The 14,328-nt window shown below is 60.1% G+C and carries 17 protein-coding genes; 16 read left to right on the top strand and 1 reads right to left on the bottom strand.

The window, feature by feature from the left end:
• Window positions 1-17: 17 nt before the first annotated feature.
• From ACNKH3_RS03250 to tmk, 16 genes are all read left to right on the top strand, one after another.
• On the top strand, window positions 18-293 hold the full coding sequence (locus ACNKH3_RS03250; protein ID WP_420208232.1) for a hypothetical protein: 276 nt from the start codon (window positions 18-20) through the stop codon (window positions 291-293).
• Entirely contained in the window at window positions 290-622 is a 333-nt protein-coding gene (locus tag ACNKH3_RS03245; RefSeq protein WP_420208231.1) for a HigA family addiction module antitoxin, read from the top strand. The genes ACNKH3_RS03250 and ACNKH3_RS03245 overlap by 4 nt, the downstream gene beginning before the upstream one ends.
• Window positions 623-679: 57 nt before the next feature.
• Entirely contained in the window at window positions 680-955 is a 276-nt protein-coding gene (locus ACNKH3_RS03240) for a DUF2442 domain-containing protein (RefSeq protein ID WP_420208230.1), read from the top strand.
• Window positions 856-1,299, top strand: coding sequence for a hypothetical protein (locus ACNKH3_RS03235; RefSeq protein ID WP_420208229.1), 444 nt, complete (start codon window positions 856-858; stop codon window positions 1,297-1,299). Before ACNKH3_RS03240 ends, ACNKH3_RS03235 begins: the two co-directional genes overlap by 100 nt.
• A 16-nt stretch (window positions 1,300-1,315) precedes the next feature.
• Window positions 1,316-3,097, top strand: coding sequence for a chloride channel protein (locus ACNKH3_RS03230; protein WP_420208228.1), 1,782 nt, complete (start codon window positions 1,316-1,318; stop codon window positions 3,095-3,097).
• 10 nt (window positions 3,098-3,107) lie between these two features.
• A complete protein-coding gene (locus tag ACNKH3_RS03225) occupies window positions 3,108-3,509 on the top strand; it encodes a RapZ C-terminal domain-containing protein (protein ID WP_420208227.1) in 402 nt (133 codons plus the stop codon).
• 12 nt (window positions 3,510-3,521) lie between these two features.
• Window positions 3,522-4,574: a leucine-rich repeat domain-containing protein gene (locus tag ACNKH3_RS03220; RefSeq protein ID WP_420208226.1), complete on the top strand. Its 1,053-nt coding sequence runs from the start codon at window positions 3,522-3,524 to the stop codon at window positions 4,572-4,574.
• Between the two features lie 174 nt (window positions 4,575-4,748).
• Window positions 4,749-5,087, top strand: coding sequence for a phasin family protein (locus ACNKH3_RS03215; protein WP_420208225.1), 339 nt, complete (start codon window positions 4,749-4,751; stop codon window positions 5,085-5,087).
• Between the two features lie 6 nt (window positions 5,088-5,093).
• Complete coding sequence (locus ACNKH3_RS03210; protein ID WP_420208224.1) at window positions 5,094-6,827, top strand: ABC1 kinase family protein; 1,734 nt, start codon at window positions 5,094-5,096, stop codon at window positions 6,825-6,827.
• A 46-nt stretch (window positions 6,828-6,873) separates the two neighbouring features.
• Window positions 6,874-8,241, top strand: a complete 1,368-nt coding sequence (locus ACNKH3_RS03205) for a hypothetical protein (RefSeq protein ID WP_420208223.1) — start codon at window positions 6,874-6,876, stop codon at window positions 8,239-8,241.
• A 141-nt stretch (window positions 8,242-8,382) separates the two neighbouring features.
• Window positions 8,383-8,946 carry a 4Fe-4S dicluster domain-containing protein gene (locus tag ACNKH3_RS03200; RefSeq protein WP_420208222.1) on the top strand — a complete coding sequence of 188 codons (564 nt, stop codon included), beginning with the start codon at window positions 8,383-8,385 and terminating at the stop codon, window positions 8,944-8,946.
• 10 nt (window positions 8,947-8,956) lie between these two features.
• Window positions 8,957-9,379 carry a hydrogenase iron-sulfur subunit gene (locus ACNKH3_RS03195; RefSeq protein WP_420208221.1) on the top strand — a complete coding sequence of 141 codons (423 nt, stop codon included), beginning with the start codon at window positions 8,957-8,959 and terminating at the stop codon, window positions 9,377-9,379.
• A gap of 28 nt (window positions 9,380-9,407) precedes the next feature.
• Complete coding sequence (locus ACNKH3_RS03190; protein WP_420208220.1) at window positions 9,408-10,076, top strand: methylenetetrahydrofolate reductase C-terminal domain-containing protein; 669 nt, start codon at window positions 9,408-9,410, stop codon at window positions 10,074-10,076.
• A 255-nt stretch (window positions 10,077-10,331) separates the two neighbouring features.
• Complete coding sequence (locus tag ACNKH3_RS03185) at window positions 10,332-11,834, top strand: right-handed parallel beta-helix repeat-containing protein (protein ID WP_420208219.1); 1,503 nt, start codon at window positions 10,332-10,334, stop codon at window positions 11,832-11,834.
• A gap of 2 nt (window positions 11,835-11,836) precedes the next feature.
• Window positions 11,837-12,826 carry a 4-hydroxythreonine-4-phosphate dehydrogenase PdxA gene (gene pdxA, locus ACNKH3_RS03180; protein ID WP_420208218.1) on the top strand — a complete coding sequence of 330 codons (990 nt, stop codon included), beginning with the start codon at window positions 11,837-11,839 and terminating at the stop codon, window positions 12,824-12,826.
• Window positions 12,823-13,428 (top strand): dTMP kinase, encoded by a 606-nt coding sequence (gene tmk, locus ACNKH3_RS03175; RefSeq protein ID WP_417916154.1) that lies wholly within the window; start codon window positions 12,823-12,825, stop codon window positions 13,426-13,428. Before pdxA ends, tmk begins: the two co-directional genes overlap by 4 nt.
• Here the strand turns inward: tmk and ACNKH3_RS03170 are convergent.
• A complete protein-coding gene (locus ACNKH3_RS03170; RefSeq protein WP_417916153.1) occupies window positions 13,382-14,254 on the bottom strand; it encodes a M23 family metallopeptidase in 873 nt (290 codons plus the stop codon). The genes tmk and ACNKH3_RS03170 overlap by 47 nt on opposite strands.
• Between the last annotated feature and the right edge of the window lie 74 nt (window positions 14,255-14,328).

The following is a 14,328-nucleotide window of genomic DNA, read 5'->3' as shown; positions in this document are numbered from 1 at the left end:
GCAAACTGGAGATTGATATGGAGCAAATCGTCATCCAAGTCAGGGACAAAGAAAAGGCGAAAATGCTGCTTGAGCTGCTGGCGGCTCTTGATTTTGTTGACTCGGTAAAGGCCAGCCACGCTGAAGCTGCGGCGGAATCTCAGCATGAGCCGCCGGATTTCTTCGCCTTCGCCGGTCTCTGGCAGGACAGAGAAACCACCTTGGATTCCATCCGGGAAAAAGCATGGCCGAGAAGCTGTAGGGGCGGAAAATTTTCCGCCCCTACTCGACACCCCATTGACTTGAAATCATGACTGAACAGCTTGTCAGGCAATCTGCGCTGCGTCCGCCGACGCATCCCGGCGAAATCCTCCGGGAGGATGTGCTGCCTTCCCTTGGCATTTCTGTCAGTGAGACCGCCCGGCGGCTCGGCATTTCCCGGCAGCAGCTGCAACGGGTGCTGCATTGCGCCCGTCCGGTAACAGCGGAGCTGGCTCTCAGAATCGGCAACTTTGTCGGCAACGGCCCTGGCTTGTGGCTGCGGATGCAGCAGGCGTATGACCTGTGGCACGCTGAAGCCAACATGCGGGATGAACTGGCACGAATTGAGACGGCGGCGCAACAAGGCGCATCCTGCGCTTGAAAAGCGAAACATGGGCTGGGCTAAAGGGCAGCTTGGCCGGGAAGCTGTAGATTTGTCATGCACTGGGATGTGAAATTTGTTCAGCCTCTTGAAGAGTATCGCATTTATGTTGAGCTGGAAAACAGCCAAAAAGGCATCTTCGACCTGAAGCCCTATCTGCATCGCGGTGTGTTTCAAGAGCTGCGGAATGTGCAGTATTTCAATCAGGTCGGCATTCTGTTCGGAGCCGTGACTTGGCCAAACGAGCAGGACATCGCCCCGGAAACCCTGCTGGCCGAGATGATTCCAGCGGATCACCAAGCGAAGAAGGGTGGTTTGGCCGGGAAAATGTAGCGGCGGGAAAATTTTCATCCCGGTCAAAGCAGCATCGAATTTTGTTCGGGAAGAAAGGAGTGTTGTTAAACCGGCAAGGAGTGCTGTTCGGCAGCAAAGAAGCGTTGTTTAGCAAGGAAGGAGTTTGGTTCGGCAAAGAAGAAGTGCTGATTAACAGCAAAGGAGTTTTGTTAAACAACGAAGAAGCGTTAATTGACCGGAAAGGAGCGCTCTTGATCAGAAAAGAAATCCGGTTAGACAACAAAGATGTTTTTCCGAACCGCAAAGAAGTGTTGCTCGATAATACCGATAAAATTGTCGGCTATTTTTGCCTTGCCGCTCCGCTGACCTGCCGCATTTTTTGATTCTGACGGAATTGCCATGCCTGCCAAACTGAAAGTGTTTCTACCCGGCGAGAAGACCGCCGTGCTGCTCACAGCCGCCCTGATCGGCCTGCTCGCCGGAGCCTTCAGCATCCTCTTCCGCGAGACGCTGGAGCTGGTGCATGAACGGCTTTTTGTTCAGGGCTACGAGCTGCTGCGCGTCGGCGAGGGCGGCTGGCGCAGCCTGCTCCTGCCGCTCCTGCCGATGAGCGGCATGGTCTTGCTGATTCCGCTTTCGCTGCTTTTTCCCGGCAAGGTCAACGGCTACGGCTTCACCAAATTCCTCCGCAAGATCAATCTGGAAAACGGGGTGATCAAGGCCCGGAACATCTTCATCAAGATCGCGGCCACAGCGTTAACCATCGGCAGCGGCAATTCCGCTGGCGTGGAAGGGCCGATCGCCCAGATCGGCGGCGCGCTCGGCTCGCAGTTCGGCCAGCGGCTGCGGGTCTCCGGCGTGCGGATGAAGGTTTATGTGGCCGCAGGCTGCGCAGGCGGCGTGGCCGGAGTCTTCAACGCGCCGCTGGCCGGGGTCTTCTTTGCGGCGGAGATCATCCTCTTAGGCACCTATGAGATCTCCTCCTTCTCCGCGCTGGTGATCGCCTCGGCTATGGCTACGGTGGTCTCACGGGCTTGGTACGGCGAGGTGGCGGCCTTTCCCATCCCGGATTATCACATGGTCAATCCGCTGGTGGAACTGCCGCTCTACAGCCTGATGGCCGTTTTGATCGGCATCTTGGCCGTGCTGCACATCCGCTCTTTCTATTTCATCCGCGACCGCTTCGCCGCCCTGCCGCTGCATGGCCAGCTCAAACCGATCCTCGGCGCCTTCATGGTCGGCTGCGTCGGCATCCTCTTTCCGCAGGTGATGGGCGACGGCTATGAATACATTGAGGAAGTGCTGGCAGGCAAGGGCGAGCTGGGCGTGATGGCCGCCCTGATCCTGCTCAAGTCCGCCGCCACTGCCGTGACCCTCGGCTCCGGCGGGTCGGGCGGGGTTTTCGCGCCATCGCTCTTCATCGGCGCGGTGATTGGCGGAGCCTTCGGCAGCGTGGCCCATGCCCTGCTGCCGGAGCAGACCGCGACTGCCGGGGCCTACGCCACCGTGGGCATCGGCGCCTTTCTCGCCGCCGCCACCCATGCGCCGATGACCGCCATCTTCCTCCTCTTTGAGATGACAGGCAATTACCTGATCATCATCCCGGTGATGCTCACCGCCATTCTCGGCACAGTGGTTTCAGAGAAACTGTATGGCGATTCCATTGACACGGTGGATTTCACCCGCGAAGGCATAGACATCCATCATGGCCGCGAAGTCGCCGTCCTTAAATCCATCAAGGTCGGCAAGGCAATCACCGAAGATGTTGATTTCATCAGCGAGACCGCGAACATCAACCACCTGCTCAACCTCTTCGCCTTGGCCACCGACTCGTTTTATTTCCCGGTGGTCAATCATGCCGGACACATGGTCGGTGTGGTCTCGATGCAGGATGTGAAAAACATCATTCATGACGACGAGCAGCGCTGCTGTCATTTAGTCGGCTCGATTTGCAGCCGCGATGTCATCGCTCTGACTCCAGACCATAATCTCTTTGACGCGATCCAGCTTTTTGACATCAAAGGCATTGAGGAAATTCCGGTGGTCGAGAACATGCAGGACAAATGGGTGCTGGGGATGCTGAAACGCCGGGATGCGATCTCGGCCTACAACAGCGAGGTGCTGCGGCGCGGCATCCGCGAAAAGGCGGAGGAGATCAGAATCCTCTGCGCGTCCGCATGAGGAGGATGCGATGAAAATCAGGCTTTTTTCCTTCGGCTTCAAATATGGCCGCCCAGAGGCGGACACAGTGCTGGATGTCCGCTTCCTGCCCAACCCCTACTGGGTGCCGGAGCTGAAGGAACACAGCGGGCTGGAAGCGCCTGTGGCGGCATACGTGCTGAAAAGCCAGGCTGGGCGCGAATTTCTCGCCCGCCTGGAGCCGTTTCTCGCTTTCCTGCTCGAAAGTCACAGGCAGGCGGGCCGCGAGGACTTCAGCTGCGCGGTGGGCTGCACCGGCGGCAGGCACCGTTCCGTGGCTGTGACCGAGCATCTGCGGCGTTTCATAGCCGAGGCGGCGCACGGCGATGCGCTGGAGGCTTTTCATCGGGATATCGGGCGGAGAGATGATGAAACAACAACTAATTTGCCCTAAAGGAGAACGAAGATGACCCACGAAGAGCTGCTTCAGGCAATCCAAAGAGCCGCAGACAGCAAGGCGGTCCGTTTCAATCTCATCGGCACCCAGCTCAAAGAACTGCCGTCCGAACTCTTCGGACTGAGCAGTTTGACCGAGCTGAACCTGCGCGGCAACTGCCTGACTGAGCTGCCGCCGGACATCGGGCGGCTGACCAAACTGAAATCCCTCAACCTCGGCGGCTGCGGCCTGCGCTATCTTCCCAAGGAAATCAGCGGACTGAGCTGCCTGACTGAGCTGTACCTGCTCAACAACCGGCTGACGGAACTGCCGCCGGAAATTGGCCGTCTGACCAAACTGGCCGCCCTGAATCTCAACGACAATCAGCTTGCCGAGCTGCCGCCGGAGATCGGCCAACTGACCCGCCTGCAAGAGCTGTCGCTCAACGGCAACCGCCTGAGCGCGCTGCCTGCGGAGTTTTTTCAGCTGACCGAGCTGCGCGAGCTGAATCTTGACGGCAACCGCTTGGCCAGCCTGCCGCCAGAAATCGGCATGTTGGACAAGCTGACCGATTTCTCCATTCTCGACAACAGATTGACCGAGCTGCCAGCGACAATCGGCCAGCTGGGCAGCCTGATTCGCCTTTACCTTGGCGGCAACCAGCTATGCCGTCTGCCGCCGGAAATCACCCGGTTGACGAACCTGACCGCTCTCTGTCTTGGCAGAAACGAGCTGACCGAGCTGCCGCCGGAAATTTTCCAGCTCACCGGGCTGACCGAGCTGAATCTGCACAGCAACCATCTCAGCGAGCTGCCGCCGGAAATCGCCCGGCTGCGGGGGCTGGAATCGCTCTGCCTCTTCGGCAACAATCTCAACTCGTTCTCGCCCGTGCTCCTGCTCCTGCCGGAGCTGACCGAGCTGAACCTGCACAGCAACCATCTCAGCGAGCTGCCGCCGGAAATCACTCAGCTCGCCAATCTGGCCGAACTGCTGTTAGACAACAACCCGCTGGTCTCGCCGCCGCCGGAGGTCGCCGGGCAGGGCATCGAGGCGGTGCGGGAGTATTTTGCCGAGACGCTATAAGCGCAAGCAAGGCAGCCAAGAGCCAGGGGGCATCGAGGCGGTGCGGGAGTATTTTGCCGAGACGGCGGTCTGATGCCCTTATTCCCTTGTGCGGACAGCGGGAAATCGGGTATTTTTTTGCAGGCGCGGCGGCGTGACAGCTGCCGCGCAATTTCAAATTCAGGAGGACGGAGCATGAAAGACATGTTGAAGAACATGATGTACGCAGGCATCGGCGCGGCGTTTTTGACCCGCGAGAAACTTGAGGAGATGCGCAAGGAGCTGATGGACAAGGGCTGTCTGTCAGTCGAGGAGGGCAAAGCCTTTGTCGATGATTTGCTGAAGAAATCCGATGTCGCCAAGGGCAATCTGGAGCAGTGGATCGGACGCAAGGTGGAGGAGAAGGTCAAGCAGTGCCATCTTGCCAGCGCCGACGAGGTGGCGGAGCTGCGCCGCAAGGTCGAGGAGCTGGAAGCCGCGTTGCGCAAGGAGCAGGGCTGCGGCTGCCAGCAGGACAGCGGAGCCGCCGCGTAGAGGCCGATGGTCAGCATCAGGCAGTTCGGCGTGTTCAACCGGACCTTCCGGCACCTGAACCGCTATCAGCAGATTCTGCGGGTGCTGTTCCGCTACGGCTTCAGCGATCTGGCTGAACACCTGCATCTGGATCATTACGGCCTTCAGCTCTTCAGCCGGAACAAGCAGAGGGACAAGGAGCAGGAGCAGCTGCTCCGGCATTCCCGGCCTGAACGCCTGCGCATGGCCTTGGAGGAGCTGGGGCCGACTTTCATCAAACTTGGCCAGCTGCTTTCGGTGCGGCCTGACCTTGTGCCGCCAGATTACCTGAAAGAGCTGGCCAAGCTCCAGGACGAGGTGCCGCCCTTCCCCTACGAGGAGGTGCGGCAGATTTTTTTAGAGGAGCTGGGCAAAGAGCCGGATGAGATCTTTGCTGTGTTCAGCCGGGAGCCGGTGGCGGCGGCCTCGATCAGCCAGGTGCACCATGCCCGGCTGGAGCTGCGGGACGCGGAGGGCGGCCAACGGCGGCGCAAGGTGGTGGTCAAGGTGCAGCGGCCCCGGCTGGAACGCATCATCTCCATTGACTTGGAGATACTGGCCCGCATCGCCCAGCTGATGGAGGACCATCTGGAGGAGGTGCAGGGCCACCGGCCCACGGCCATAGTCCGCGAGTTCTCCCGCAGCCTGTCGCGGGAGATCGACTTCACCATCGAGCTGGCCAACATTCAGCATTTCGCCCGCCAGTTCGCAGGCTGCCGGGAACTTTATGTGCCGGAAGCCTTCCCGGCCCTCTCCACCCAGCGCATTCTGGTCATGGAGCGGATTGACGGCATCAAGGCTTCAGACATCGAGGGGCTGCGGGCCGCAGGCCACGACCTGACTCTGCTGGCCGAGCGCGGCGCCCGGCTGGTGATGGAGCAGATTTTCACCCACGGCTTTTTTCATGCCGACCCGCATCCCGGCAACATTTTCTTTCTGCCCGGCAACGTGGTCTGCTTCATTGACTTCGGCCAGATGGGCAGGCTGCTTTTCAAAGACCGGGAGACCTTCATTGAGCTGGTGGCCAGCATTGTTTCCGGCGACGAGAGCCGGGTCACTGCCAGCCTGCTCCAGATGACCGTTCAGCAGGGCGAGTTTGACCGTGACGCGCTGTCCTTGGACATCAGCGACTTCATGAGCCGCTACCTGCACCTGTCCATCGGCGATTTGGAGATTGGCAGGATTCACTGGGAGCTGCTGCGGCTTTTCAGCCGCCATCAAATGTTCCTCAAGCCGGGCCTCTATCTGATGCTCAAATCCTTGGGCACAGCAGAGGGCGTGGGCCTGATGCTCGATCCGCAGATTGAGATGCTCTCGCTGGCCAAGCCCTTCATCCGCAAAATCAAGATGGAGCGGGTCTCGCCCCGGCGGCTGGCCGCAGAGGCGGCGGACACCGGAGCGCAGTATCTGCATCTGTTCCGCGACCTGCCTGCCGAGACCCGCAGCGTGCTGGCCATGCTCCGCCAAGGCAAGGTGCGGCTGGAGCTGGAGCATCACGGCCTGCGGCCTTTGGAAAAGGCGCTGTACCGGGTTTCCAACCGGATCGCCTACGCCATCGTCTTGGCCGCCCTGATCATCGGCTCCTCGCTGGTCGTGCTGTCAGGCATCAAGCCGAAATGGCACGATATTCCGATCATCGGCGTGGCGGGCTTCCTGCTGGCGGGCTGCATGGGCTTCGGCCTGCTGATTTCCATCCTCCGGCAGGGCAAGGGCAAGGTATGATCGGCTGCGGCCAGGATTTCAGAATAAAAAACAGCTTTCAAGGCGCATGATGACACCCTGTTCTTTTTTTGCGAAACCTGCGGCGCTGATTGCGCTGTTCCTGCCGCTCCTGCCATGCGATGCCGCCGCCAATGTGCTGAAGCTGGTCATGCCTTCTGTTTTGACTAAAAATTCCGCGCCGCCGCCTTCCGGGCCGCGCTGGCGCACGCCGCAGCTTGTTGAAAACGAGGCTGATTATGCGTATTCCCCTGACATCGTTGCCGATGCTCAAGGGAACGCTTTGGCCTTGTGGCGCAAAAGCGGCAGCGGCACATGGTGCAGACAATATACGGCAGGCGTTGGCTGGAAGGCGGCAGGTCTGCTGGGCGGCGGCAACAGCGTGGTTTCGATGAGTCCGGCAGGCAGCCTTGCTGTCGCTTGGAGCGAATACGACGCAAATGACGATGCGGCGGTCTATGCCAAAATATGTGCGGCGGCAGACAGCTGCGGCGAGACTGTTCAGATCAGCGGCAGCTCTAATTTTGCCGAGCCGCAGAGCGTGGTCATGGACGAGGCAGGCAATGCCGCCGCCTTCTGGACCGAGGGCATGAGGTTCAGCGTGCTGTGGACAAGCCTCTATGAACCCGGCGCAGGCTGGAGTGCGCCAGTCCAGATTGAAGCGAACTCACAGCAGAGAACCGCTCTTTCCTCCGCTGATGCGTCCGGCAATCTGCTGGTTGTCTGGGAGCAGCGGCTGGTTAACACCTTTTATCTTGCCGCCAAGCGGTATGAACTAGGCGCAGGCTGGGGAAAAAGCCAGCTGATTGAGACCGCTGATCCAGTTCAGCTTTCCAATTCCGCTGGCCACCAGCTTGCCGCAGACAAGGCTGGCAATGTCATTGCCGTCTGGCAGCGGACTGCTCTTCCGCTGGTCGGAGGCGACATCTGGGTCAACCGCTATGCCGCCGGAACCGGCTGGGGCACGGCCCAGCTCCTTGAAACGGATGCTGTCAACGGCGCAGCAAATCCTGATGTCGCTATGGATGAGGAGGGCAACGCGCTTGCTGTCTGGCAGCAGTCTGACGGCTCCCGCGTGAATATCTGGACAGCGTCATACACGCTTGACGCAGGCTGGAGCGCGCCGCAGCTTTTGGAGACAAACGACGCAGGCGATGCGAAGCAGCCTCAGATTGCCATGAACGCGGCAGGCGGCGCAGCCGCAGTCTGGCAGCAGCACGACGGCATCCGCTGGAACATCTGGGCTGCCCGCCATGCGCCCGGCGCAGGCTGGCAGGATATTCAGCTGATAGAGAAAAACAATATCGGCGACGCGCAGAATCCGCATGTGATGATTGACGCGGACGGCAAGGCCATCGCGGTTTGGGAGCAGGATGACGGCACGAACCGGAACATCTGGGCTGCCCGCTATGAGTAGCGGAGAACGCCGCCTGCCGCAGCCTTTCATTGACAAACCCGCCAAAATGCGTTAGTTATTGCTGGTCGCACACTGAATCCGCTCATTCGTATTTCCCTATATTGTTGCTCCGGCAACGCAACTGTCCAGCGAGGCTGCCGCATGTCTCAGAAAGTGTTTGCAATGAATCCCCGCTTCAGCGCCGAAGTGGCCGCTGAACCCGGCGGCGGGCATCTCAACTCCTGCTTCGCCTGCGGCGCGTGCTCCGGCGCGTGCCCGGTGAGCATGGCAATTCCCGCCTATGATCCCCGCAAGATCATCCACATGATCCGCATGGGCATGGAGGAGCGGCTGCTCTCCTCCGAGCTGATCTGGCACTGCTCCGGCTGCCGGAGCTGCGTGCCCGTGTGCCCTCAGAATGTCGGATTCGCCGACATCATGACCGTGCTGCGCGGTCTGGCCCTGAAGAAAGGCCATGTCACTTCTGACCAGCTCGTGGCGAAGGGCAAGGCCGCCAAGGTCGAGCGCGACCTCTGCGTCTCCTGCCTGACCTGCGTCCGCGTCTGCCCGTGGGGCGTGCCCAAGATCGACGCGGGCGGCGCAGCGCACATCGACCCTGCGGCCTGCCGCGCCTGCGGCATCTGCGCGGGCGAGTGCCCGGCCCAGGCCATCACTCTCAACCAGTCCGAAGACGAGCGGCTCTTGGCTGCTTGCGGCGCGAACTAAGGAGGCTGCCATGAGCTTCACACCGGACATCCGGCTTTTCACCTGCCATTACGCCGCAGCGCAGAGCTGCGCCGAGGGCGGCAAGGTGCTGGGCGAGCTGAACTTCCCGGCCAACATCACTCTGACCCGGCTGGCCTGCACGGGCAAGCTGGAGGAGACAGACCTGCTCAAGGCCTTTGAGGACGGCGCGGACGCGGTCTACGTGGTCGGCTGCCCGGCTGAGGGCTGCCACAACGTCAAAGGCAGCCAGCGCGCGGCCAAGCGGGTCGCCGCAGTGCGCAAGGCGCTGGCCGAGATGGGCGTTGAGGAGGACCGGGCGCGCATGTATCATCTGGAGCGCGGACTGCACCCGGAATTCATCGCCGCCGCCGAGGAGATGAACGCGCTGACCAGCAGGCTGGGGAAAAGCCCCTTCTGCCGCAAGGCGGCCTGACACCAAGACCTGTTTGAGGAGAACACCCATGATAGTAGCTGAACGGAAGCCGCTGGCGGAAATACTGAAGATGCTGCGGGACAGCAGGAAGATACTCGTGCTGGCCTGCAAGGGCTGCGTCACTGTCTGCTCGGCAGGCGGCGAGCGCGAAGCCGAGATCCTCGCCTCCTTGGTGCGCCTCGGCCTGCGCAAGGAGGGCAGGGAGGCGGAAGTGGCCACAGCCTCGCTCGTGCGCCAGTGCGACAAGGAGTACATCGACGGCTTGGACCAATACGCCGGCCAGTACGACGCGATCCTCTCCACCGCCTGCGGCGTGGGCGTGAACTTCATCGCCAACCTGCGCCCCGCCGAGCATGTCTACCCGGCGCTCAACACCACCTTCTTCGGCGGCTCCGCCGAGCAGGGCGTATGGAAAGAGATGTGCGCGGGCTGCGGCCACTGCGTGCTGCATTTCACCGGCGGCCTCTGCCCGGTGGCCCGCTGCGCCAAGAGCCTGATGAACGGCCCCTGCGGCGGCTCGGCCAACGGCCGCTGCGAGATCAACACTGAGACCGACTGCGTCTGGCAGATGATTTATGACCGCATGGGCAGGCTGGAGCGCCAGCAGGAGCTGACCGCCGCCGCGCCTGTCCGCGACTGGTCAACTGCCGGGCACGGCGGGCCGCGCAAGCGGGTGCGCGAGGATCTGACCGTGTAAGGGCGGCCTCCCGCAGCAGTGACAACACGGCAGGGACTCGGCGCAGGCTGAGTCCCTGTTTGCGTTAACTGGCTTTTGAATTTATCAAATTAATTTTTTATTGCTGCGTAGATAATTCTTTTAGCTTGAAACAAGTTGTAAAACAGGCGAATTATATTCTATAATAGCGACAGTAAAGGCAAGATCTCCCGTATGGATCGATGTCATCGAAATGACAAAAAATTGTTTTTATTGAATATGAACAGAGAGACTGCTATGAGCAATATACTTTTTTCATTTTTCTTCGGCTGCGCCGCGCTGCTTGGCAGCACGCAACTTGCTGGGGCGACAGTTTATTATGTTGACGTGGCAGCCGGAAATGATGCGAATTCCGGGGATGAAGCCGCGCCGTGGGCTACCGTGCAGAAGGCGGCGGCAACGTTGACCGCAGGCGACACGGTCTATATCAAAAACGGCACTTACGCCCTCAACAATCACTCGTCCGTAAAATACTTGGCACCGGCCAACTCCGGCAATTCTGTCTCCGGCTGGATCACTTTTACCGCCTATCCCGGCCATGCGCCAGTGCTCGACGGCGGCAATGCCGTGCTGCCGGTAGGCGGGCTGATCAATATCCGCAACAAAGAGTATATCCGCATCTCTGGCCTCACTGTAAAAAACGTGGATGACAACGCAGAAGGTATCGGTATCTATGTGGAAAATTCCCGCCATATCATCATTGAAAAAAATCATGTGTTGCACACCGATTCGTCCGGCATCCAAGTCTTCACTAAAAGCAGCCAGCCCGGTTTGCCATCTGCTGACATCCTGATTGACGGCAATGACGTGGAGGACACCAATTTGGGCGGCCCGAATGAAATGATCACTGTAGCCGGAGTAAACCGCTTTGAGGTGTGCAAAAACAGGGTTCACAACGGCTCTTCGGGTGCCAGCGGCGGCGAGGGTATTGATATCAAGCAGGGATCAAAGAACGGCTCGGTGCATCACAACGAGGTCTGGGATTTGCGCATCAACCGGCCCGGCATTTACATTGACGCTTGGGATCAGCTCACCGAAAACATTGATGTGCACAGCAACCATATTCATCACATCAACACCCACGCCCTCTACATCGGCTCAGAGCGCGGCGGGCTGCTGCGCAATATCCGCGTCTTTAACAACATAGTGCATGACAACTACCGGGCAGGTCTCTATTTCCCTGACGACACCGGCTATACCGGGATTGAGCCGCTGGAGGACATTCTGGTGGTCAACAACACCTTTGCCCGCAACGGTGTGAGCGTCAACTGGTTTGGCGCGGTGCATGTCGCGAATCCCAGCATCACCGGTCTGAGCATCCGCAACAACATCGCCTGGCAGAATGGCAGATATCAAATTTACGACATTCCAGCCGGAGTCTCCGGGGCGGTCGTCAGCGACAACCTGCTTTGGGGCGACATGGGGTCAGCGGACAACAGCCGGGTCAATGCCGGAGCAGATGCGAAAGCTGATCCGTTGTTTGTGAACGGGGCCAATGACGATTTCCGCCTTCAGGGAGCCTCGCCCGCCGTTGACAGCGGCGCGGATGCTGCGCTGCCTGCGGACAGCTTTGATCAGGACGGCGACGGTGACACTGCCGAGCCATTTCCTTTTGATCATGCCGGAACGCCACGCATCAGCGGCGGACAGGTGGATATCGGTGCGCATGAATATGCTGTTGGCGGAACACAAGATGCTGATGCGCCTTGGCTGCCTGCGGTCTATCACCTGTTGCTGTGATCATGAAACCTGCCGCAATCACAATGGGCTGCCCGGTCGGGATCGGCCCGGAAATCATCCTCCGCTTTTTTGACAGCCTGAGCGAAGCCGAAGTTCCATCCGCTCCGGTCGTGCTCGGCGACCTTGGCGTGCTGACCCGCGCCGCCGCTTTGCTGGGCAGCAGGAATCAGCCTGTCGCTTGGAACGCGGGAGAGGATGTCACGCCCGACACAGTGCCGGTGCTGGAATTGTCGCAGCTTGATGCTGACAAGCTGAGCTGGGGCCAGCCGACCAAGGAAAGCGCGACGGCAATGGCTGAATACATCCGCCGGGCCGCCGCAGGCGCGCTGGCCGGGGATTTCTCGGCGGTCATCACCTGTCCGATCTCAAAAAAAGCCCTGAACGAGGCAGGCATCTGGCATCCCGGCCACACCGAGATGCTGGCTACTTTGACCGGAGCAAGCCGCTACCGGATGATGCTGGCCGGGACGCGGCTGCGGGTGGTCTTGGTCACCATCCACGAGCCGCTGGCCGAGGTCAGCCAGCGGCTGACTGCTGAAAATATTCTCGGCTGCATCCGCATGACCGCTGACGCGCTGCGCCGCGATTTTGCCGTGGAAAAGCCGCGCATCGCCGTGGCCGGCTTCAATCCGCACAGCGGCGAGCAGGGCATGTTCGGCAGGGAAGAGATTGAAATCATCGAGCCTGCGGTACGGCGATACGAGGGCGAGGCGGAGGTGAGCGGGCCGTGGCCGCCGGACACGGTTTTCTATAAAGCGGCAAACGGCGCGTTTGACGCAGTGGTTTGCATGTATCACGATCAGGGGCTGATCCCCTTCAAGCTGCTCCACTTCCAAGACGGGGTGAACGTGACGCTGGGCCTGCCCATCGTCCGCACTTCAGTGGATCACGGCACAGCATACGACATTGCCGGCAAAGGTTGCGCCGACGCGGCCAGCCTGCGGGCGGCGTGGCAGATGGCAATGGATATCGCCCGCAACAGAGCGAGATGAGAAAAAGAAAAATATCACGGACAGGAACCCTGATCGCCTTTGAGGGCATAGACGGCACAGGCAAGTCAACTCAAATCAAGCTGCTGGCCGACTGGCTGCGGGCGCAGGGCGAGGATGTGGTTGCAACCCGCGAGCCGACCGACAGCGTCTATGGCCGCCGCATCCGCGAGCTGTACGTCAATCGGGGAGCCTGCACGCCGGAGGAGGAGCTGGAGCTGTTCATCGAGGACAGGAAGCTGCATGTCAAGGACGTAATCCGGCCTGCGCTGAATGCCGGGCGGACAGTGCTGACGGACCGCTATTACTATTCAACCGCCGCCTATCAGGGCGCGAACGGGCTGGATGTCAAACAAATCCTCCAGCGCAACCGCTTCGCGCCGCAGCCCGATCTGGTCATTCTCCTGACCATGCCGCCGGAGCTGTCCGCCGAGCGGATCAGCAGCCGGGGCGGGCAGGTCAACGCCTTTGAGCAGCTTTCTTACCTGCGGCGGGTTTCCGAGATTTTTGCTTCGTTTGCTGAGCCTTGGATTTGCCGAATTGATGCTGTTCAGCCTGTCACTTCCGTGCGCGACCAGATACGGAACGCTTTGAGCCGCCTTTGAGCGTCGGCGTTTTTTTGGAAGATTTGGAAGAAGGTTTTTTCGCAGAGCGGGCCGCTGACTTGCTTTTGCGCTTCACCTGTTTGACCTTAGCCGCAGGCTTTTTCTTGGCGGAAGATTTTTTGGCAGCGGCAGTCTTCTTGCTATGAACTTTTTTCGTGCTGGTCAGCACAGGCGCATTGACGGCTTTCCTCGTCTCCTCAGCAGGCTCTGACGCGGCAGGCCGGTCGGCGGCCTCAGCTTGACTGACGCATCCTCCGGCTTCCGGCAGGCCAGTTTGCAGAAAACGGACAGGATCGATGAAGTTGTTGTGATCTCCGCGTTTGCTGGTGCCATAAGGCGCATGCGGCAGTTTGCCTGGAGCAATGATCCCCAGATGAAGATGCGAACCGGCGCGGTACGGCCCGACCAAACCCACAGTTTGGCAGCCCTGCACATGGCTGCCCTTGCGCAGTCCGTTCACATTCCTGATATGCCCGTAAAGGGCGATGAACCAGCGGCCATCCGCCAGCCGGTGCCGGAGCATGACCGCGACGTTGCCCGGCCCCCAGCCGCTGGTGGAAATGTCATGCACCACGCCGTCGGCAATTGCCCGCACAGGCCGACCAATCGGAGCGAACATGTCCACGCCGAGATGATGGGAATTCCTGCCTCTTGGCGCCAGCCACGCGCCGGTTGGCTGACAGCGGGAATATCTGAAATCAGCCAAAGGCCAGCAGAACTCAGTCCGCGCAGGCGCAGCGGTCTGCTCAATCTGTTTTTTGCCTGCCGCCGCGCAGCCGGACGGCAGCCAGGCCGCGAGCAGCACCGCCGCGATGATTCTCCACATAATTTTTTTTTCAGCAGGTTGTCTTGACAGCCCCCTTCCTTGCCGCCGCAGCACAAGAGTTATTATACGGGATG

The sequence above is a fragment of the Candidatus Electronema sp. JC genome, assembly GCF_048287365.2.
In the GTDB taxonomy this organism is placed as follows: Bacteria; Desulfobacterota; Desulfobulbia; order Desulfobulbales; family Desulfobulbaceae; genus Electronema.
Note: the sequence above shows the minus strand (reverse complement) of the source record. Positions and strands in the feature narration are given on the sequence as shown.